Source organism: Tenacibaculum profundicola (assembly GCF_057220795.1).
Genome location: NZ_CM170137.1, coordinates 1,573,737 through 1,596,416, shown reverse-complemented (window position 1 = coordinate 1,596,416; position 22,680 = coordinate 1,573,737). Strand labels below are relative to the sequence as shown.

Here is a 22,680-nt window from a genome sequence, read left to right as displayed (position 1 = left end):
TTAAATTAAATTTTTTCAATAACCATTGCGCTTGCACCACCACCACCGTTACAAATACCAGCAGCACCAATTTTAGCGTTATTCTGTTTTAATATTGATGTTAGTGCGATTATAATTCTTGCTCCAGAAACTCCTAAAGGATGGCCTAGTGATACAGCTCCGCCGTTCACATTTACATTATCAGCTGATAAGCCTAAAATTTTCATATTTGCTAATCCAACAACTGAAAAGGCTTCGTTTAGTTCAAAATAATCAACATCGTCAATTGAGACACCAGCTTTCGCTAGCGCTTTTGGCAATGCTTTAGCAGGTGCAGTAGTAAACCATTTTGGTTCGTGTGCTGCATCCGCATAACCTGTGATTTTAGCAAGTGGGGTAATTCCTAACTCTTTTGCTTTGTCTGCTGACATTAAAACTAAGGCAGCACCTCCATCATTAATAGTAGAAGCGTTGGCAGCCGTAACTGTTCCTTCTTTGGAGAAAGCAGGGCGCAAGGCAGGGATTTTTTCCATTTTCACGTTTTTGTACTCCTCATCTTCGCTAAAAATCAATGGTTCTCCTCGACGCTGAGGTACCTCTACAGGTACGATTTCATCGGCAAATTTCCCATCGCTCCAAGCTTTAGCTGATCGATTATATGATTCAATTGCGAACGTATCTTGATCCTCTCTAGAAAAATTGTATTTCACCGCACATTCATCAGCGCAAACACCCATTGCTACTTGCTCATATGCATCTACCAAACCATCTTTTTGCATTCCATCTTCCATTTTTACCGGACCGAATTTAGAGCCGTTTCTTGCATGTTGGTAGTGTGGAATCATACTCATGTTCTCCATTCCTCCAGCAACAACCACATCAGCATCTCCCAAAGCAATAGTTTGAGCAGCTAGCATAATCGATTTCATTCCTGATGAACATACCTTGTTTATTGTCGTACATGGTACAGATTCTGGGATGCCTGCAAATATTGCTGCTTGTCTAGCAGGTGCTTGTCCTAATCCGGCAGAAACCACATTCCCCATAAAAACTTCTTCAACTAATTCGGGTTGTAAATTGATTTTATCTAAAGCTCCTTTTATGGCAATAGCTCCTAATTTTGGAGCAGGAACATTTGATAACGTTCCTAAAAAGCTTCCAATCGGAGTTCTTGCAACTGATGCGATAACTACTTCTTTCATATCTTGAATATATATTTGCGTTAATTTGGTCTTGCGAAAATAACTATTTTAGGTCAAGTACTCAAATAATACAGAAAGGTTATATTTACGTTTTAAAACTGAAGAATGAACAAGATTATTAATAAATTATATAAAAACAATGCCATAGTATATAAGATACTCCTGTTTTTAATTACTGCGGTTGCCATTGTATATCTGTTTCCTAAGGAAGGACAGTTTAAGTATGATTTTATTTCAGGAAAGCCATGGCAGTATGATAATTTATACGCTCCATTTGATTTTGCCATACATAAAAGTGAAGGTGAGATTAAAAAAGAAATACAACAATTGCAAAAAGAAGCTAAAAAATACTTCATTTTTAACCAAAGCATAAAGCAAGAAGTAGCTCTTAAACTTAGGCAACAGTTGAAATCTCTTACAACTTCTGATTCATTGTCTGCTACTGATATTAATGAAATTGTAAAACGAGGGAAGTCGATTATTAATGTAATCTACCAGTATGGGTTTATTAATGATGAGGATGTTATGAGTCATTTGCAAGGCGAAGAGAAAATTATAGAACTCATAAGGGGGAACTCTGTTGAAAGCATCTTATTCTCAAAATTGATTAAGTCCAAAGATATCCTTCCAACGGTCAGTCGGAAAATTCAAGATTTAAGCCCATTCAAACGTCAAATTTTACTTGCTAAAATAGGTGATGTTGTGCGGCCGAATGTAATTTTTGATGATAAATTTACCCAAAGAGAATTGGATGAAACACTTAAAAACATTTCGTACACAAAAGGAAAAGTGTCTAAAGGAGAGTTAATTATATTGAAGGGTGATATCGTAGAAGGAAAGAGGTTTAGCGTATTAAAATCCTATCAATTAGCTTCACAATCTACTATTTGGTCAAAGTCGAATTATAATTGGATCGTTTTTGGGTATACCATATTAGTTTCATTGGCATTGTTAATGCTTTTATTGTTTTTACAACGATATCGATTTGAAATTTATAATGACAATAATAAAGTGACATTTATCTTTTTTAATGTCTTTATAATGATTTTGGTTCAAACCTTAGTGGTAAAAGCGAACTCAGATTATTTGTATGTTGTCCCTTTAAGTATATTGCCTATAGTTTTAAAGGCGTTTTTCGACGCGCGCTTAGGATTGTTTACTCACGTGCTAACAGTATTGTTACTGGGGTTTATTGTGCCTAATAGCTTTGAGTTTATCTATTTGCATATTATTGCTGGAATTGTAACCATATTAACAGTGTCAGAGCTTTACAAAAGAGCTAATTTATTTATATCTATCGGGCAAATAACGCTTATATATATGATTACCTATTTTGCTTTTTCTATATTGAAAGAAGGAAATGCAGATGAAATTAACTGGTTGTATTTTGGTTTATTCGCAGCCAACGGTTTGTTGTCTTTTTTAGCAGTTTTCTTTATCTATTTTTATGAAAAAGTATTTGGGTTGGTGTCAGATGTAACCCTATTAGAGCTTTCTAATACAAATTCCAAACTATTGAGAGAACTGAATGAGAAAGCCCCAGGAACTTTTCAGCATTCAATGCAGGTAGCCAATTTGGCCGAAGCAGCAGCCAATGAAATTGGAGCAAACTCAATGTTGGTAAGAACAGGTGCTTTATATCATGATATTGGTAAAATGATTACTCCAATGTATTTTACAGAGAACCAATCTACTGGGGTGAATCCACACAATGATTTATCACCTAAAGATAGTGCCCGTATTATTTTAGATCATGTTATTAAAGGAATTGAAATTGCAAAAAAAAATAAACTACCAGATAGAATTATTGATTTTATTCGTACCCACCATGGAACAAGTGTAACGTACTACTTTTATAAAGAAGAATTAGAAAATAACCCGAATGCAAAAATTGATGTTAAAAAGTTTCAATACCAAGGGCCAATTCCTTTTTCAAAAGAAACAGCCATTTTAATGATGTGTGATGCAGCTGAGGCTGCTTCTAAGAGTTTAAAAGAACCTACAGCACAGAAGATAGATACCTTGATAGATAAGATAATTGAGAAGCAAAAAAATGATGGTCAGTTTATAAATTCGGATATTACGTTTAGGGAAATAGAGAAAATTAAAAAAATTATTAAGAATAAGTTGATGAATATCTATCACTTACGTGTAGAGTATCCAGATTAATGTTTTTTTTTGCTTAAAAAGTTTGTGAGAACACTTAATTAGTTATAGCTTTGCACTCGCAATTTTTAACTCACACATTCGTGAAAAAATTGGAGGAGAGGTGGCAGAGTGGTAATGCAGCAGCCTGCTAAGCTGTCATCGTTTTTCGATGCCCGGGTTCGAATCCCGGTCTCTCCGCTAAAGAGTATGACCCAATCGGGGTGTAGCGTAGCCCGGTCATCGCGCCTGCTTTGGGAGCAGGAGGTCGCAGGTTCGAATCCTGCCACCCCGACAAAATGGTCGCGTAGCTCAGTTGGATAGAGCATCTGCCTTCTAAGCAGACGGTCACAGGTTCGAATCCTGTCGCGATCACTTAGAAGACCCTTTAAAGCCATGGTTTTAAAGGGTTTTTCTTTTTTTACTCTGCTAATATGCCGACCATATGCCGACGGAAATATCCAATATTGAATCCTAATTTTCTGTAATACATTTGTAAGCCAATACTTTTCTAACACTACGATATGATTAATTTGCTCTTTTCCAAACGTCTTTACCTGGGTAGACACCCCCAGACCCTCCGTTCAGGTCATCGTTTATTTGTCTAATTTCCATTGTGTTGACATCAGGAAATTTAACCTGTACAACATTTTCTATTGTAATATTTTGCCCTTGATTGTCTGTATTGGGCCAAAACGTTGTTAGCCTATCACCATTCAAATCAAATTCAATGTTGGTTCTATTATTTTCTAAAACACAATCACCATTAACCAACCAATAATTGAACATGTCAAAAGTATCATTGGTTTTAAAGGTTATATTGGACCTCTTTTCACAATCTGTTAAACTCTCCATAGAACCATTGTTATTATACCTCGTTTCGAAAGTCCATTTTCCATAAATTAAATCTTGACTACTTTCATCGTCCTCATTATTTGAACATGAAATAACTGCAACGGCAATAAATACCAACATGATAATTTTTCTCATAATTTCTATTTTATAGTTATAGTTTTATTAAACAAGATGTACACCCAATAGCATTAAACTTTAGGCGTAGTTATAATTTCGAATAATAGAGGGAAGTTTGATTGCAATTTACAACTTTAATTACAATTATTAAATACCTAGAAACACTGAATCGTCTATAGGGTAATCCCTGAAGCAAATGTTAAATCTTTGCTTTTAAGTAATATAACCTTTCTTTTTTAGTTAAAGAAAGGTTCTAGAACAAAAACAATAAATGATAAAAGCAACAAAAGAAGAAAGGCAACTAGTTGTCGATATCTTGGTGTCAGCATTTGAGCCTATAAGGTTCCCTAACTCAATTAATTTTGTGGTAAAGAATGATTCTAAGAGGAAAAAACGATTACGTGTTTTAATGCAGTATCTTTTCAATAACTCTTTATTGTTTGGCGATGTTTTTTTATCGAACAACAAAAAGGCTTGTGTATTGATTCAATATCCTCACAAAAAGAAAACAACATTAAAAACTATTGTTTGGGATTTGCAACTTGTGCTTAATTGTATAGGTCTGTTTAATTTATTTAAAGTATTAAAAAGAGAATACACTTTAAAAAAATTTCATTTTAAAGAACCCCATTTACACCCAATCATATTTGGAACCTATGCTAAATATAAAGGCAGGGCTTATGGTTTTAGGCTTGTTAAGGAAGTTATAGAATATTATAAGCACAACACGTTACCTGTGGTCATAGAGACCACGACAGACGAGAATTTAAGCTTATATAAACAGTTCGGTTTCGAAGTGTATGAGAAAAATGAAGAACTTGAATATCCGTTATACTTTTTAAAAAGAAAAAAATAGATTATTATTCTTTATTTCTGTAAAGTAAATAACTGCTTTAAAGTATCTCCATTGCTGAAGATGATAGAGGTATATGTGTTATTGTTATCTCTAGCCTCTTTTATGTTATTGTTTTTTGTGTCAATAGCTTCCCAATGGTGTTCTATACGAATATCTTGTAGAGCATCTAAGGCTAACTTTTGTAAATGGAATCTATCGGTTACCTGTGCAGTTTTCGGGAAACATCTTTTAACTATCAATTTCATTGAGCTAGCCATGTCAAGAGTAATTTCTTGAACCTTGTTTCTTTTTATAATAGGAATCTTTAACAGTTTGTCAATAACCTGTTCTGCTTTAGTTCCCGTAACGATAGCCACAATACTTCCTGCTTAACCTTTGGTCTTTTTAGTGGTAACAATAATGTAAAGCTCTCCTTTAGATAAAGCAACTTCGTCTATGGAGAGTTTTTTTTACCTATGTTTTTAGTGAATAATAACCAATCTTTGACGTGTGATTTGTCTTTCCATTGTTTGAAGTCACTCATGTAATCTCTAAATTGACGTTGTAGCTTCTTGCCATTAACTCCATAAAACTTGCTATAGTAGCACAGTTATTGACTTTAGTACAGATTAAGTACTTTTAAAAACCAACGAACTCAACAGTCATTCGAGTTCCCTGTGTTACTAAATCCCAATTTCTGTACACTACTTTTTGAGTCGTTTTATTGAGTCATCTCCTACGTTTGATATGAAGTAAAACAATTTTACCTCTCAAAGGAAAATCTTCCACTATTATTTCTTTATGAAAACCATGGGAAATGACTATATCCTTGGAAAACTCTTCTGGAATAGTCTTCTTTTCTTCAAAATAAAGGTGTAAGCCTTTTTCTTTTAACTTGTGTTCCTTTTATAATGATTGGACTGATTTTAATTTTTGTGAACAAGAATCCATTATGCAATAAAGAAGTTAAATGAGTCAAATAAAAACACAGATGTTATAACAGATCATTTTTAATACTTTTAACGAACTGTTAAAAAGTTATCTTTATTTTTTATGATTGAATTGACATAAAAAGAAAAAGCGACATCTATGATGCCGCTTTGAATGTTTTCACAACGGAATAATCCTTATTGTGAAATGCTTTCATTTTGTAATGGCAATATACAGAAAAAAAATAAAGTATAATTATGGTTTTCCGCAAGAATAATTGTGGCTTTTATTTTATTTTTATGAAAAAATCACATTATATGAAAAAAGTTTTAGGGTTAGATTTAGGGACAACTTCTATTGGTTGGGCGTTAGTTAATGAGTCGAAAAACGAAAATGAACAATCTGAAATTATAAAATTGGGAGTACGGGTTAACCCCTTATCTGTTGATGAAAAAACAAACTTTGAAAAAGGAAGACCCTTGTCTGTTAATGCTGATCGTACTAGTAAAAGAAGTGCAAGAAGGAACTTGCAACGTTTTAAGTTAAGAAGAAAAAATCTAATAGAGATATTATTTCAGCATCATATTATTACTACAAATACCATATTAACTGAAACAGGAAAAAACACAACACATCAAACGCTCCAGTTACGTTCAAAAGCTGTAATAGACAGAATATCATTAGAAGAATTTGCTCGTGTTTTATTAGCGATCAATAAAAAAAGAGGATATAAAAGTAGTCGTAAAGCCAAAAATGAAGAAGAAGGTATGGCTATTGATGGAATGGCTATAGCAAAAGAATTGTATGACAAACGCTTAACACCAGGGCAATATGTATATGTATTGCTTAAAGAAGGTAAAAAATATATCCCCGATTTTTATCGTTCAGATTTACAAGAAGAGTTTGATAAAGTTTGGAAGTTTCAAAAACAGTTCTATCCAACTATATTAACGGATGAGTTTTATACTAAACTCAAAGGGCAAGGACAACAAAACTCTCGAAAACTATTTTTAGCGGTACATCAAATATATACGGCAGAAAATAAAGGAAAACGTGATGCCGTAAAATTACAACATTACAAATGGCGAAATGAAGCAATTTCTCAAGAACTTACTGTTGAAGAGGTGGCGTATGTTTTAGTAGAAATCAACAATAACATCAATAAATCAAGTGGGTATTTAGGAGCAATCAGCGACAGAAGTAAGACTTTATATTTTAACAATGAAACAGTAGGTGAATATTTGTTTAAACAAATCCAAAAAAACAAACATACTCCACTCAAAAATCAAGTTTTTTATCGTCAAGATTATTTAGATGAATTTGAAAGGATTTGGGAAACCCAATCCAAGTTTTATAAAGAATTAACTAGTGATTTAAAAGAACAAATACGTGATGTTGTTATTTTTTATCAACGAAAATTAAAATCACAAAAGCATTTAATTTCGGAATGTCAATTTGAAAAACAACATAAAGTAATACCAAAATCATCACCGTTATTTCAAGAGTTTAAAATATGGCAAAACCTCAATCATTTAGACTTTAAACATACGCAAAGTAAAGAAGAATTTTCCTTTAACGAATTAGATGATGAAACAAGGCAGCTTGTTTTTCAGGAGCTTAATCTTAAAGGTGTATTGAAAATCAATGAGATAAAAAAAATCATGGGTTTAAAGACTCCTAAATATTGGAAGGCGAATTTTGATAAACTTGAAGGGAATCGAACAAATGAAGCTCTATATAATATATATCAAATCATATTAGATGATTTAGGGTATGGTTTTGATTGGTCTAAAAAATCAGCTTCTGAAATTATGGAAGAAGTAAAAAATGTTTTTCAGGATAATAGTATTAATACGGATGTTTTAGGGTTTGATGCAGAGATTACTGGAGATGCTTTTGACAAGCAGGAAAGCTATCAATTATGGCACTTGTTGTATGCAACTGGAGATAACGATAAGGTAAGAGAAGAAGATACATTACGTTATGGGACTGTAAATGCTAGCTTAAAGAAAAAACTGCACTTGAAATATGGCTTTCAACCAGTTTTTGGAAATTTATTAGCAAATATTTCACTACAACAAGACTATGGAAATCTAAGCGCGAAAGCCATCAAAAAAATACTTCCCTACTTAAAAGCAGGAAATAGTTTTTATGAAGCATGTAACATGGTAGGCTATAACCATTCTAATTCTTTGACTAAAGAAGAGGAGCAAAATCGAAAATTAAAGGATAGTCTTGCTTTATTACCAAAGAATAGTTTGCGAAATCCTGTAGTTGAGAAGATTTTGAATCAAATGGTTAATTTGATGAATCAGTTGATAGATGAATATGGAGAGATAGATGAAGTACGTGTTGAATTAGCACGAGAACTTAAAAAATCAGCGAAAGAGCGCGCTAACTTATCAAAACATATTAATGATGCTACATTGAGGAACCAAAACATTAGAAAAATTCTTCAAAAAGATTTTGGCATACAGAACCCTTCAAAAAATGATGTAACTCGTTATAAATTGTATGAGGAGTTGAAGGATAATAAATATAATACGCTATTTACAAATAAATATATTCCTAGAGAGTTGCTGTTTTCAAAAGACATAGACATTGAACATATTATTCCCAAAGCGATTTTATTTGATGATTCTTTTTCTAATAAAACATTAGCCTACAGAAAAGTGAATTTAGCAAAAGCTGATAGTACTGCTATAGATTTTATATCGAGTAAATATGCAGATGATTTAGCAAATTATAAGGCAAGAGTAGAAACACTATATCAGTCGAAGGCAATAAGTGGCGGGAAATATAAAAAATTATTGATGTCGCGTAAAAATTTACCTGAAGATTTCATTGATAGAGATTTACGTAATAGTCAATACATTGCAAAAAAGGCAGTACAAATGCTTAAAGAAGTCTTTAGAATCGTAGTTCCAACAAGTGGAAGGATTACAGATAAACTTCGTGAAGATTGGGGTTTAATCAATATAATGAAAGAATTGAATCTTCCCAAATATAAAGAATTAGGGTTGACCAAATTTCAAGAACGAAAAAATGGTAATAGCGTTGAGCAAATCATAGATTGGACCAAACGAAATGATCACAGGCATCATGCAATGGATGCTCTTACGGTTGCTTTTACAACCGATGATCATATTCAATACTTAAATAATTTAAATGTTACCCACGGTGTCAAGTCTGAAGAAGTGCAACATGATCAAAGTGATTTATTAGGAATCAAACAAAAAATAACTAGGATATACACTGAAGGAACAACAAAGAAGCGAAAATTTGTTCTACCTATTGAAAACTTTAGAAGTGAAGCAAAAAAACATCTAGAGGGAATATTAATATCTTTTAAAAATAAAAACAAAGTTGTTACAAAAAATAAAAACAAAACCAAAACTAGTCAAAAAGGTGTTTTCAATGAAAAAGTTCAACTAACCCCTAGAGGACAACTACACAAAGAGACTATATATGGTCATGTGAAAAAAGTTATTGTTTCCAAAGAAAAAATTTCCGGAAAGTTTACTTTAGAAAAAGTGCAACAGGTTACGAAACCGAGCTATAAAGAAGCATTGTTAAAACGATTAGAAAACTTTGATAACAATCCTAAAAAAGCTTTTACAGGTAAAAACAGTTTAAATAAAAACCCTATTTATATAGATGCTTCAAAAACAAAGACCGTTCCAGACGTTATTAAGATACGTTATTTTGAAGGCGTTTATGTAATACGTAAAGACATCAATTCCGATAATTTTAAAAATGAAAAAAGTCTGCAAAAAATTGTAGATGTAAGCGTACGACGTATTTTAGAAAAGCGCTTGCAAGCATATCATGGAAATGCAAAGGAAGCGTTTTCAAATTTGGATAAAAATCCTATTTGGAAGAACAAAGAAAAAGGTATTTCAATTAAAAGAGTACGTATTGAAGCACTCAAGAACGCTGAACCATTGCGTACAAAGAAAAATCATTTAGGAAATAGCATTACAGATGAAAATAATAAGAGTATCCCTGCTGATTATGTAAGTACAGGAAACAATCACCATGTAGCTATTTATCAAGATAAGGAAGGAAAACTACAAGATACAGTAATTTCGTTTTATGAAGTAGTGTCACGCGTAAATCTTGGATTGCCAATTATTGATAAAACATATAATGACGATTTGGGATGGAAATTTTTATTTTCAATGAAGCAGAACGAAATGTTTGTGTTTCCTTCTGATGGTTTTAACCCTAAAGATATTGATTTGCTCAATGTTCAAAATAATGTTGTAATTAATGAAAATTTGTTCAGAGTGCAGTCTATTTCAGAAAGAGATTTTTGGTTCAGACATCACCTTGAAACGGAGTTAATTGATAAAAAGGAATTAAAAGGAAAAACATTTCATAGATTGAGAAATCTAAAAATGCTAGATCAATTAGTAAAAGTAAGAATCAACCATATTGGAAAAATAGTACAACTAGGAGAATACTAAAAAAAGTCATGATAAAGCGTACGATTTACATTGGTTCTCCAGCTTATTTAAGATTCAAGCAAAAACAGTTAGTCATAGAAAACCCTGATGATAAAAGCATCAAAGGAACAATCCCTATCGAAGATATGGCATTGTTGATGCTCGACCATTATCAAATTACAGTAAGCAATCAATTATTACTAAAATTACAGGGAAATACTGTGGCTATTGTGAGTTGTGATGCCCATCATTTACCTTTCGGAATAATGTTGCCTTTATACGGGCATACGGAGCATTCAGACCGTATTAAACATCAATTACAGGCTTCTGAACCGTTAAAAAAACAATTGTGGAAACAAACTGTTGAACAAAAAATAAAAAATCAGCAAGCACTCTTAAAATTATATGACAAGCCTTATGAACAAATGGATTTGTATTGGCAATCTGTAAAAAGCGGAGATACAACCAACAATGAAGGTAAAGCAGCGCAACATCATTGGAAATACTTGTTTGAGGGTTTTACAAGAGAACGTTTTGGTATTGCTCCTAACAACATGCTCAATTTTGGATATGCTGTATTACGAAGTATTGTAGCAAGAGCATTAGTGTCAAGTGGGTTATTACCTGTTTTAGGGATTTTTCATCGAAATAAATACAATCCTTATTGTTTGGCAGATGACATTATGGAGCCGTATAGACCATTTATAGATAAAATGGTGTACAACTATGTGATACAATATGGAGTTCCAGAAAGACTTACTAAAGAGTGTAAAGCATACTTGCTCAATATTGCGACACAAGATGTGCGGATTGATGGATTAGAACGCCCATTAATGGTTGCTGTAACGATTACAACTACTAGTTTGTATAAATGTTATTATGGAGAATTACGACAGATAAAATATCCAGAACTTGACTAAAAATGTATGATATGTTATACCAGTTATTGTTTGAATTTACTGTAAAAGAAAATGAGTATTTTTTTTTATATAAGACATAAAAATCAATAATAGCAGTAGTTATGATTTCTTTGTATATTGAAATAGAAAGGGAAAAAGGACGTTTTATTACGGTAAATTCAAATGGCAGATCGTATTATACGATTTACAGATACATATTTCGTGTATAGGTATTGAATTATTTTAAGTTAGTTTAAGGCATAAAACTTTAGCATAGCCAAGCTATGGTTAAGTTTTATAACGCAAAAATAGCTACAAAAGAAATAATAGATATGCGAAATATTTATTTGTAAATCGTATTACTTACTACAAATCGTTATAATGCATATAGGGTTATGTGGGTACTAGTATTTTTTGATTTGCCCACAGAAACTAAAAAAGAGCGACGCGCTGCATCACAATTTCGGAAAAAATTGATTGATGATGGTTTCACGATGTTTCAATTTTCAATATATCTGCGTCATTGTCCTAGCAGAGAAAACTCCAAAGTACATACAAAGCGAGTCAAAAGAATGTTACCAGAACATGGAAAAGTCTGTATTTTAGAAATAACAGACAAACAATTTGAAAAAATGGAGTTATTTCATGGGGTAAAACCAGTAGAAATTCCGCAACCAGTGCAGCAGTTAGAACTGTTTTAGAATTCAAAAAATCACCAAAAGCACAAAGTAAATAGCAAAAAAACATCATTTTTTCAATTCTAAAAAGTAATCCCGAAGTATTGATCTTACTCAACAATTCGGGATTGACCTTGTGACTTCTCACGTAAAAATACAAAATGAAAGCAATTCACAACACAACACTAGTAATTGAAGAGGCAGAAGAACTTGTGACTTCTCACGTAAAAATACAAAATGAAAGCAATTCACAACAACCGGGACGCTTACGAGGTGGGTGAGGTTCTTGTGACTTCTCACGTAAAAATACAAAATGAAAGCAATTCACAACTAAGTCGTTTAAAACCTTCTTTCAAGCACAGCTTGTGACTTCTCACGTAAAAATACAAAATGAAAGCAATTCACAACAATGCTGCCAATTCTTTTTATCACATGATGCTTGTGACTTCTCACGTAAAAATACAAAATGAAAGCAATTCACAACATATAGACGGATTTAAAAATATTTATATGTCTTGTGACTTCTCACGTAAAAATACAAAATGAAAGCAATTCACAACAAATTAACACCTGAAGAATTGAAATTGTATCTTGTGACTTCTCACGTAAAAATACAAAATGAAAGCAATTCACAACATGATTGCAGGATTAATGAGTGGAACCATGCTTGTGACTTCTCACGTAAAAATACAAAATGAAAGCAATTCACAACAACGGAGCAGTTTTAAATCCATACAAAGTACTTGTGACTTCTCACGTAAAAATACAAAATGAAAGCAATTCACAACACTAGCGTAAAACTTGCCTTTCATTCTTATCTTGTGACTTCTCACGTAAAAATACAAAATGAAAGCAATTCACAACATATACAGTACTACTACAATGCCTCAGACGCTTGTGACTTCTCACGTAAAAATACAAAATGAAAGCAATTCACAACAAATCTCTAACTTTCCTTTTTTCTGTATACCTTGTGACTTCTCACGTAAAAATACAAAATGAAAGCAATTCACAACTTAAATGATAAATAATTATACCTCAAAGATCTTGTGACTTCTCACGTAAAAATACAAAATGAAAGCAATTCACAACCGATTTGGAGAACTCAAATTGATTTCAAAACTTGTGATTTCTCACGTAAAAATACAAAATGAAAGCAATTCACAACAAGAGATAGATTCCAATCAAACAAATTTATTAGAGGGGTTAGATAATTCCTAACACTTTCAGCGGAGAAAAATCTGCTCCTCCTTGGGGACGGAGGGGGAATAGAATGTTAAGTATAACGTTCCTTATATTTTTATATAAATTGTGCTTTTTTGCGTTTCCATTGCGTTTATTTTTGCGCTAGGTAGATATATGAAAACACAATAAATAGAATGTGTTATAGAGTATTGTAAAATCAGTTTTGCGTTTTTTTCTTAAAAGCCCAAAAAACGCAAAACAAATAGTAATATGATCTAGAATTTTAATAGATGATAAAACATAGTTTACTGAGATACATTCGCCACTAAGCAGATTTTTTTCCGCTGAAAGTGTAAAAGAAACAAGAAAAACGCAAATATTGTAAAAAGTACAATTTTAAATATTGTAAATAATTTTTTTTTAGAGAAAATTTATATAATTTTATTTTTGTAAAAAAATTCAAACATATGAAATACTCAAGATTAATAATTTTCGCTTTATTTACTTTAGCTTTGACAAGCATTCTTTTTATTAGTTGTAATAGAAATGATGAACTTCCTAATGAATTAAGTTCTGTTGATTTTTCTTCAAAAGGTTTTGCTGGAACAAAAGTTGCTTACAAAAATGAGAAGTCTGTTAAATTAGCGATATCGAATGATGAACTTATCAATTCTTTTACTACATATTCATCTAAGTATGGTCTCAATAAGAAAGGGAAATCCTTTGAAATATTAGAAATAGAAGGAAAATATTATATAAGATTTACTAATACAGATGATTCTGTATCAACTGTTGCTTTATTAAATCATTCATCTAAATTTAAAAACCAAAATAACAAAATAGGGAATTTTAATATAATGTATGTAGGTGAAACTGTTTGTACAACAGAAGCTTGTTCTTCTTGTTGTGGATGCATTCCAGCTGGAAGTTATTGTTCAAATTGTGAATTAAATTCAAGAGATTGTAATAGAACCACTTCAGGAGGAAATTAATTTTAATATGTGATTAGTTAAAAAAGATATTATTAAAATAAAAAAGCGCAAAACTTGAGTTTGCGCTTTTTTATTTTAGACACTTTTCGTGCGTTGGAGTTGTCGTCTCCGGCAGAGCTCCGTAGGTAAAGATAGTTGTTTTTCTGTAAATTGTGATGAACTTTTAGAATAAGGTTATAGTTGCCCACTATAACCCTAAAGAGTAAGCTTGTGACTTCTCACGTAAAAACACAAAACGAAAGCAATTGACAACTCAAAAATTAGACTTTTCTTCAATTATGCTTAGTATGGATTTCTGCAAAAGGAGAAGCGGAAAATAGCCTAACAGAAATGGTTACGACAATGAAATGATACTGTTTCCTCTGAAAAAGAGTTCATAAAACTCCGAATAGAAAAAGTGGTTTTTAAAGATGTGTTTTTCAACGAATTCATCGAAAAACTACGTGTGCAAATACTAGAATTCGATTTTACTATTGCTAACGAAGAAATACCATTGATTCGAAAAGATATGGGTTTCATTACCTTTACAAACCTTTTAAATGAGCATATTAAACGGATTGATTCGAAAATTCAGCTAACATTAATAGATACTGAACTAAAGTTATATAAAGAATATACCTACTTAAAGTTAATAAATATTTCAGGAAGTCAATGCATGCCTTTGCTATAACCAATTCGTTGGCTGAATTGATAAAAATAACAATCCCGAAAAGAAGGAATTTTATTATGTTTATTGGAATATGATCCAAATCGTTAGATCATTATAGAAAACTTAATGAATTAACGTTTACTAATAATTTAGTATTTGACGTGCAAATTGGTTCATAAAATGTACTTTAAGGAATCATTCTTCAATAACTAAGGGAGGAAAGTGGTTTGTTGAACGTTATTTTACTAAGGAGGAAGATTGTGTAAGCGCGTGTTTTAAAAGATTTTCGCTTTGTTAAGGTGTTGTTTTTGAGTGCTTTTGTGTTTTACGACATGGGTAATACTTTTAATTAGTCCTTTAAAAAGGAGAGAAATAAAGAAATTGTAAATCTTTTTTAAATTTAGTTTGTTTATAAATAAAAAGTTCTATCTTTGCAGTGTCGGTTAGGGCACCTGTTAATAAGATAGTAATAGTAGTATAATTAGTTTTTTTGAGTTTTTTCTCTTCTTTCCATTTTTATTTAATCATTACTTTATCATTATAATTTGTCTTTACATAATGTAAATAGTTTAAAACTATTGCGTTTTTAAAATGTAAAAACATTAGGGAGTTCTTAGATTAAAAATAATTAATAATATAAAATTAGTAAACATGCAAGAAGGCACAGTAAAATTTTTTAACAGCTCAAAAGGATTTGGGTTTATTACATCATCAGATTCAGGAGAAGATATTTTTGTACACAGTTCAGGTTTAATAGATGATATTAGAGAAGACGATAAAGTACAGTATAATACTGAACAAGGAAGAAAAGGGTTAAACGCTATTAACGTAGAAGTTATCAACTAAACCCCATAGACTTGCGTGTAACATAGTTTATACGAAGAAGTCATAAGAATAGAAAGAAGGTTATCTGAAAAGATAACCTTTTTTGTTTTGGGAAACATCGAAGATTGTAATTGGTATTGATACGGTTGGTATTATCAATTGCATCTTTTTCTAGAGGATGCTAATTATTATAGCGTTTAACATGTCGTTATAAAAGGTATTAATACTAGAGAAAAGGAGCACTTCGAGAGAAGTACTCCTTTCCAAAAAAACTAACCAAACTTCTAAAAAAAATGAATAAACAATGTTTAAATTGTTACTTAAATATAATTTATAAATTATACAAGTTTGGTCAATCTTAGTTCAAATGGATGTTTACATAGGTGAAGTGTCATGCCTTTATTATCAATTACGAAAAATATAAAAATGATGAATACAAGTAATTTAGTTAAATAGAGACGTGATATGTATTTAGAGCTGACGGTTATTTGATAAAGGTGATGAATGATGTTTAGTTATATGGTTATTTTACCGGAGTTCGAGATAGAACAACATAAAAATTCTGTTAGATGAGGTATTACGGAGTTCTTTCAGACTGAAGTATTCATTTTGTTAGAAAAGGCTAATACAAAAACGCTATTTCATTACGTTTTTTTCGCAGTGATTGGCTAACTTCTAAAAATATTTATAGTAAAATTACTTAGAACTTACGTTATTTAATAAGAAAATCCAATACCTTAAAAGTTAAGATATTGGATTTTTAATGAGTCGTCTAAGAGTTATTGAGAATTATTTTTATTATTCTCATGGAATATAGACTTTTTATACCAGTAAATTCAAATGGTAAATGATATAAACACCTCTTTTTGAATTCTGTTATTTTTGTTTAGGAAATATTCGTGTCACATTGTACGTATACTTCTTCTTTTTATTTAGAATTTTAGTCATTGCTGTTTGACCCGATGCGCTCCAAGTCATTAGTTCACCTTGCGTGTCAATATATACCCAGTGGTCTATTCTTGAATTCTTGTTTCGATCAGAATCATCAGTAAGTTTCTGGATTCCATAAATCCCCGGTCCTAAGTTGCTGCTTTTGCTTTTCCAAAGATTCTTGATATCGGAATTAGTTTTTTTACGATCATAAATTTCAATATCCATCTCAATTTTAAACAGATCTTCTAAATATTGAATAATAGAACCAGCAGTCAATGCTAAACCAGGTTGACCCTTCCAATCCCAGCCTTTTTTAATTGCATTTTCGAGAGTAACATTCTCCCATTCTTCTCCGAATGTCGCTGTATATTGTACGGATTGTCCTAATGCTGTGAGAGCATTATCCTTTTTATTTTTATGATGGTTTGTTTGTATACTAAGCCATTCATTGGCAAATTCCTTTGCGGAGTTTTTGTATTGACTTTCAAAATTATCTAAGGTCATTTTTTTAGAATCAATTGCACATTGAAGTATAGCAACAAATCCGCAAATTCCTACACCATCATCGCTTATTTCATGTATGTGATTTGGTTTTGGCATAATGTATTTATATTTATTTAATAGAGTAACCATTATTTATTTTAGGTTTTATGTTAACCTTATAATATGTGAGGTACCCTTTGTTTTTCCTACTCTTTGTGAAAATGGCTTTTCGGATTCCGCCTTTAGAATCAAAAGAAAGGAAGGTAGCTACTCAATCGAAAATTCTTTTTTGATTATGAAAATATATCTTGATCTTATGGTGTTATCGGAAGATGTTTATGTTAATATCTAAGTGATTACCATGATGGTCAGGATTGTCTAACTAATTTTGTGACACTTCAAAGTTGCCGTATAATTGTAGAAAAATTCAAAAGAATGTATTGAAGCGTTGCATGAATGTTAGAAGTAGCTATATAGGCTACATGACAGGTAAAACAAAGTGCTACTGCTTCTTGTGAGTACTATCCCTTGGTTAAGACAAAAGCATGATTGCAAGGAAAATGACTCTGTGTTTTTACCTAGATTGGTATGGGAATACCTGTACGAAAGTGGAATTATACCCGTTATTGTATGAATTTACTGTAAAAAAAAATGAGTGTTTTTTCTTTTTATATTGAAATAGAAAGGGAAGAAGGATGTTTTATTCGGTAAATTCAAATGGTAAAGGGTAGTATGGATTACGATTTAGGTTTTGTTGATTGAAATTAGACCAAAGAAAAAAAGGAGTATTCCCCTACAAATACTCCTTCCTTTTCGATAGAAAACTAAAATTTAGTTTAATAACTACAAGACAAAAATATAAGAGAGCTCTATTTATATTTCGAAATTTAGGTAAATGAACACTATCTATAGATTAAATGCATAAATCTACCTGTCAATTGTAAGGAACAGAGCGATATGAATAAAATGTACTGATTTATTTCAGTCTATTACCTGGTTTGGTTCTGTAAATAGTATTACTATTTATTTTGTTAATTTACCGACCATAATTGTTTATGGTAAATTCAAATGGTATTATATAAAAAGAAATGCTATCATCATGTGTATACAACATCATTATTTTATTGAAATTTAAAAGAATACTACGAGTTTAAGTGTAGTTACCTTCTTTAAAGGAACGTACTTTTACCGTATAACGTGGTGGTTGTCTTTTGTGATTCAGGGCGTTGTGTTGAGTTGTCTATTAGGTAAAATTTTTTTATTCAACCTGATATAAAAAATTAGTGACTAGGCTGGTAATCTGGATGGCCTGTTTGCCATAGGAAAAAGGATAAAACAGTTGCTGTTTCCTTGTTTCTTTTGTTCCCTAAAGCATCAAACCCATGTCCACCTTCAAAGTCAACAGAAAGCAAAACAGGTTTTTCAGAAGTAGTTGCTTCCTGCATTTTTGCGGCAAATTTAGCAGGTTGCCAAGCAGGAACTCTTGCATCATTCATCCCTGCTGATAAATATGTTGCTGGGTATTTTGTTCCATTTTTGATATGATGATAAGCATCCATTTCTAACAATGCTTTAAATTCGTTCTCATCTTTAAACGTACCAAATTCTTTGGTGTTATTCGCTCCGTTATAACCAGTTTCAGATCGCAAGGTATTTAGTGTACCTGATCTAATGAATGCAGCAGCATATAAATCTGGTCGCTCTGTAATAGCTCTACCAATTAAAATACCACCTGCACTAGCACTCCAAACTGCAATCTTTTCGGGAGATGAATATTTTTTATCGATAAAATATTCAGTACAAGCTATGAAGTCTTTCCAAGTATTTGGTTTCGTTGATTTATAACCTTGCTTATGCCATTTATTTCCTTTCTCACCTCCACCTCGAACATGTGCAGAAGCATAGATACCTCCTTCATGTATCCAATGTAACATATACTTACTTAAATAAGGGTAATGAGATGATCCATAAGCACCGTAGCCTGTGATTAATAATCTGTTTTCTCCATTCAATTTCATCCCTTTTTTGTACATAATAGATAATGGCACTTTAGTACCATCATGTGAGGTAACTTCTATTTCTTCCACAACAACATCATCTAATTCATTGTATTTTGATATTTTACCTAAATTTTGATTTTTAAATGTACCTGTTTTATGATTGTAGTAATAACGCTCTTTATTATTTGTCCATCCTTGAATGCTAATCCATAAATCGCTCGAATCAATGTTTTTAGAGCTAAGGCGAATAGAGCCAGATGATTTTGGTAAAGGAATATTTTGTTTTTCACCTGCGTTAAGATGATATAACTTTGCTTCAACACCATTTTTAGTTTTTACATAAAAAAGTCCATTTTTTGTGAATATGAAACTTGTGATGACGGCATTTTTATCCTCTTCAACTAAAACTTCAGGGTTTTCAAAATTTAAGTTTGCTAAAGCAGTTTTACATATTTTATAATTTGAAGCATTCTTAGATGTTTTATAAACTAAACTATCGTTTGCAATAAAGTATTGTTTTATTTGATGTTCTTTTTTAAATAACGGCTTCCAAGGTATTTTCTTGTTAGTAATAGAACTAACAGGGGCGTAATAATAATCTTTAAAGCCTAGACCACCTACTTTTGCAATCAGATACTTATCAGCTTGATTCCAAAAATAAACGATACATAAATCCTTAGATTTTAAATCTAATTCAGGATTATTAGTTTTAGAAAAAAGTGTTTTATTGTTTTTTGGATTGTCTTCAAGTTTATAGAGAACGCTAGCGGTATTTAAAATATAATTTTCAGATTCTTTATTGATGTCTGGAATGTGAGTGTAAATAAAACCAGAATTATCTGGAAGCCAATGGATACCTCCAATACCAGAAGGCCAACAATTTTTTATAACTTCATCATAGGTAGTTTTCTTTTGAACATCTAAAATAATGATCTCTGAAATTTCTTTATCTTGTGAAGTAATGCTTATGGCTACTTTTTTTCCATCCCAACTAGGTTGAATGTAATTAATCGAATACTCTTCTTTAGAATTTGGAGAATAATCTTTGGGGTTAAATAATTCTTTTTCAACACCATTAAACCCTTTTTTATAGTGCAGTTTTGCTATGTTGCTATTTGGTTCTTTTTTTACATAAAAATGCGTGTCATCTTCAATAATTCGTAAGAAAGAAAAAATAGCATTATTTTCATTATCGCTGTTAGATACTTTATCTAATAATTGGTTGCTATTTGGGATTGAATTCATAACCTTATTAGTGTGCGTTTCTTGTGATTTTGCCCATGCTAAAAATCTGGAATCTTGTAGGTTCTCCATATATTGATAGGGATCGTTTACCTTCTGGTTATGATATTCCGTTGTAACTACTATTTTAGGAGCTAAATTCGACATTTCTTTTTTTTTACAACTGATTATAATTATAAAGAAAAGAGCACAGATACTAATAAAAAGTTTAAGCTTCATTTACTATTGCTGGTTAAGTATGTAAAAATAAATTCACCAAATATAAGTATAAATATATTTGGTGAATAAAATAAATGTTAAATACTAGTTGGAGGTTTTTGAGTATGACCTGTATCATCATCAGTCTCTTGATTCCCCCCTATACCGCCAAATATTTTTTGAGGGTTTTTAATTTTAGCAATTTGAAATTTCTTAAGACTTAATTTACTTTTTTGTTCAAGGTTTTTTTTCATTATGATATGTTTTAGTTTAAAAAATTAAATCAATCAAAAATACACTTTAAACACCTAAAAAAAGACAAGATATTGTTGATATTTATAAATTTCAACAACAACTTTAGTACTTCAAAGTGTTGTTAATTAGTGGTTTTGTCTTCTGATATTTGTTTTATAAAATAAGTGATAGAAATACCTGTTTGTTTTTTAAACGCAGTAGAAAATGATTGCGCTTTATTAAAACCAACTTCTTCTGCAATTGCTTGAACCGTATAATTTCTATAAGATTTATTAGTTTTTAATTTAGTTACGGCATAGTCAATTCTTAATTTATTAAGGTAATTTCTAAAATTAACTTTCTTTGAGCTATTTATTATTTTAGACAAATAAGAACTATTGGTCTTTAATTCTTTTGCTAATGAATTTAAAGTATAATCATTTTTTACAAACTTATTAGACTGTTCAAAAATGAGTAATTTATTTAACACATCTTTTACCAATTCTTCTGATAATTCAGCAGTAGTGGAAGTAATCTCTATTAAATCAGTATTTTTTTGGTTAGATTGCTCTTCCTTGCGATCGGATTCTTGTATGAGAGTATTAAACTTTCTTTTGTTTGCGCTATTTTTTCGGAAAAAATAAACTGTTAAAAATAAAAACAAGGAAGTTATAATCACTAAAATAAAAATACTTGTTTTTTTAGATACATTACTCTTATTCAGCTCTGATATGAGTTGTTCTTTTTCAGTAAGAAGCATAGGGATCTCATATTTATTAATAATTTTTTTCCTTACACCTCTTTGTTTAATTTTAATAAGGCTATCTATAGCTAATAGATTCTCTATGGTGTTTAGATATTTTTCTTTGTCGTTGTTTTTTTTGTAATATTTTAAAAGGTATTCATAAGACTCTTTAGCTTGAAAAACAATCTCTGGATGCATTTTGAATAGAGAATCATTGTTTTTTAAATATTGAACACCTTTAATTGGTTGGTTTTCTCCAAGAAAGGATTTGTATAGATATAAATTGCTAACAGCAAGGTTTATTTTATCATTTTCAAATAATTGCGCACTTTTTAGTAAACTATCAATTGCTGTACTATAGCTTTGTTGTAAATTCTTAGTAATTCCATAGGACATTAAAAATTGTGGATATAAGTATCTGTTTTTATTTTTCCTACTTATTTTAAGTCCTTCTTTATTAATGATTACCGCAGAATCTAATAGCCTGTTTTTATTGTATGAATCAGCTAAAGCAAACAATGATTTTATATATTGTTTTTGATGTTTTACTTGGTTCTCTTTCGTTTTAAAAAACAATAAATTTTTTCTAAAAATTTTTAATGACTCTTTAGGCTCATTAATACTATTTTTAAGTAACCCTATATAATGCTTGACACACAGTTGACCATATTCATTTTTAGAAATTTTATAATACTCATGTGCTTTTAAGTAATTTTCAAGAACCTCTGAATATCTTGCCAAATAATATAATTGTATACCTTTTTGCAAATAACCCTTTGCTGGATATTCATTATTCTTTTTAGTTATTTTTAATGATAAGATACTATCAGCGTATTTTACACCTAAAGAAGTATGCTTGTTTAGATTGGACAAAAAGTAATAGCCTTCTGCCGTTTTAATGGAGTTTTTTTCTCTTTTTGCTTTTGATAAAAATGCTTGCGCATACTGTTTTTTAATAGCATCAGATACCGATTCCTTATAATGGGTTTCTAAAATGCTAAAAGGTTGTTTAGATAATGAGTCTATTTGCTTGTTTTGAGCAGTAATGGACTGTATAATTGTAAAAAAAATTATAATGGTGGTAGTAGAGGGGTTAAAAGAAATCAT

General features: G+C 31.0%; 15 protein-coding genes, 3 tRNA genes, 1 pseudogene and 1 CRISPR repeat array. Of the genes and pseudogenes, 11 read left to right on the top strand and 8 right to left on the bottom strand.

The features are described from left to right. Positions 1 to 5: 5 nt before the first annotated feature. Entirely contained in the window at positions 6 to 1,181 is a 1,176-nt protein-coding gene (locus AC2TDS_RS06730; protein WP_484738335.1) for an acetyl-CoA C-acyltransferase, read from the bottom strand. A gap of 105 nt (positions 1,182 to 1,286) precedes the next feature. Between AC2TDS_RS06730 and AC2TDS_RS06725 the strand changes: the two genes are divergently transcribed. The 4 genes from AC2TDS_RS06725 to AC2TDS_RS06710 all read left to right on the top strand — a co-directional run bounded on the left by AC2TDS_RS06725 (position 1,287) and on the right by AC2TDS_RS06710 (position 3,701). Next, positions 1,287 to 3,350 (top strand): HD family phosphohydrolase, encoded by a 2,064-nt coding sequence (locus AC2TDS_RS06725; protein WP_484738334.1) that lies wholly within the window; start codon positions 1,287 to 1,289, stop codon positions 3,348 to 3,350. 94 nt (positions 3,351 to 3,444) lie between these two features. Then, positions 3,445 to 3,527, top strand: a tRNA-Ser gene (locus AC2TDS_RS06720). A 19-nt stretch (positions 3,528 to 3,546) separates the two neighbouring features. Continuing rightward, a tRNA-Pro gene (locus AC2TDS_RS06715) sits at positions 3,547 to 3,621 on the top strand. 6 nt (positions 3,622 to 3,627) lie between these two features. Further along, positions 3,628 to 3,701 (top strand) — tRNA-Arg (locus AC2TDS_RS06710). A gap of 153 nt (positions 3,702 to 3,854) precedes the next feature. Here AC2TDS_RS06710 and AC2TDS_RS06705 read toward each other — a convergent pair. After that, a complete protein-coding gene (locus tag AC2TDS_RS06705) occupies positions 3,855 to 4,316 on the bottom strand; it encodes a lipocalin-like domain-containing protein (RefSeq protein WP_484738333.1) in 462 nt (153 codons plus the stop codon). 253 nt (positions 4,317 to 4,569) lie between these two features. Here AC2TDS_RS06705 and AC2TDS_RS06700 point away from each other — a divergent pair, with 253 nt between their 5' ends. Beyond that, positions 4,570 to 5,154 (top strand): GNAT family protein, encoded by a 585-nt coding sequence (locus tag AC2TDS_RS06700; RefSeq protein WP_484738332.1) that lies wholly within the window; start codon positions 4,570 to 4,572, stop codon positions 5,152 to 5,154. Positions 5,155 to 5,165: 11 nt separating this feature from the next. Here AC2TDS_RS06700 and AC2TDS_RS06695 read toward each other — a convergent pair whose 3' ends face one another. Together AC2TDS_RS06695 and AC2TDS_RS06690 are read right to left on the bottom strand one after the other, a co-directional pair. Then, a complete protein-coding gene (locus AC2TDS_RS06695; RefSeq protein WP_484738331.1) occupies positions 5,166 to 5,510 on the bottom strand; it encodes a transposase in 345 nt (114 codons plus the stop codon). A 352-nt stretch (positions 5,511 to 5,862) separates the two neighbouring features. Beyond that, a pseudogene (locus tag AC2TDS_RS06690) lies at positions 5,863 to 6,024 on the bottom strand (ISAon1 family transposase N-terminal region protein); the annotation flags it as partial. Positions 6,025 to 6,380: 356 nt separating this feature from the next. Between AC2TDS_RS06690 and cas9 the strand changes: the two are divergent. The 6 genes from cas9 to AC2TDS_RS06660 all read left to right on the top strand — a co-directional run bounded on the left by cas9 (position 6,381) and on the right by AC2TDS_RS06660 (position 15,759). Then, a complete protein-coding gene (gene cas9, locus AC2TDS_RS06685; protein ID WP_484738330.1) occupies positions 6,381 to 10,532 on the top strand; it encodes a type II CRISPR RNA-guided endonuclease Cas9 in 4,152 nt (1,383 codons plus the stop codon). 8 nt (positions 10,533 to 10,540) lie between these two features. After that, positions 10,541 to 11,431, top strand: a complete 891-nt coding sequence (gene cas1 / locus AC2TDS_RS06680; protein WP_484738329.1) for a type II CRISPR-associated endonuclease Cas1 — start codon at positions 10,541 to 10,543, stop codon at positions 11,429 to 11,431. Positions 11,432 to 11,805: 374 nt separating this feature from the next. Next, positions 11,806 to 12,111 (top strand): CRISPR-associated endonuclease Cas2, encoded by a 306-nt coding sequence (cas2, locus tag AC2TDS_RS06675; RefSeq protein ID WP_484738328.1) that lies wholly within the window; start codon positions 11,806 to 11,808, stop codon positions 12,109 to 12,111. A gap of 109 nt (positions 12,112 to 12,220) precedes the next feature. Then, positions 12,221 to 13,256: a CRISPR direct-repeat array (repeat unit 47 nt; unit sequence CTTGTGACTTCTCACGTAAAAATACAAAATGAAAGCAATTCACAACA). 483 nt (positions 13,257 to 13,739) lie between these two features. Continuing rightward, positions 13,740 to 14,264 carry a hypothetical protein gene (locus AC2TDS_RS06670; RefSeq protein WP_484738327.1) on the top strand — a complete coding sequence of 175 codons (525 nt, stop codon included), beginning with the start codon at positions 13,740 to 13,742 and terminating at the stop codon, positions 14,262 to 14,264. Between the two features lie 397 nt (positions 14,265 to 14,661). Beyond that, positions 14,662 to 14,934, top strand: a complete 273-nt coding sequence (locus AC2TDS_RS06665) for a hypothetical protein (protein ID WP_484738326.1) — start codon at positions 14,662 to 14,664, stop codon at positions 14,932 to 14,934. A gap of 630 nt (positions 14,935 to 15,564) precedes the next feature. Continuing rightward, positions 15,565 to 15,759 (top strand): cold-shock protein, encoded by a 195-nt coding sequence (locus AC2TDS_RS06660; RefSeq protein ID WP_484738325.1) that lies wholly within the window; start codon positions 15,565 to 15,567, stop codon positions 15,757 to 15,759. Positions 15,760 to 16,614: 855 nt separating this feature from the next. Here the strand turns inward: AC2TDS_RS06660 and AC2TDS_RS06655 are convergent. The 4 genes from AC2TDS_RS06655 to AC2TDS_RS06640 form a co-directional block, all read right to left on the bottom strand. After that, positions 16,615 to 17,271, bottom strand: a complete 657-nt coding sequence (locus tag AC2TDS_RS06655; protein ID WP_484738324.1) for a hypothetical protein — start codon at positions 17,269 to 17,271, stop codon at positions 16,615 to 16,617. Between the two features lie 1,163 nt (positions 17,272 to 18,434). Then, a complete protein-coding gene (locus AC2TDS_RS06650; protein ID WP_484738323.1) occupies positions 18,435 to 20,543 on the bottom strand; it encodes a prolyl oligopeptidase family serine peptidase in 2,109 nt (702 codons plus the stop codon). A 149-nt stretch (positions 20,544 to 20,692) separates the two neighbouring features. Then, positions 20,693 to 20,848, bottom strand: a complete 156-nt coding sequence (locus tag AC2TDS_RS06645; RefSeq protein ID WP_484738322.1) for a hypothetical protein — start codon at positions 20,846 to 20,848, stop codon at positions 20,693 to 20,695. Positions 20,849 to 20,970: 122 nt separating this feature from the next. Then, positions 20,971 to 22,680: a helix-turn-helix domain-containing protein gene (locus AC2TDS_RS06640; RefSeq protein ID WP_484738321.1), complete on the bottom strand. Its 1,710-nt coding sequence runs from the start codon at positions 22,678 to 22,680 to the stop codon at positions 20,971 to 20,973.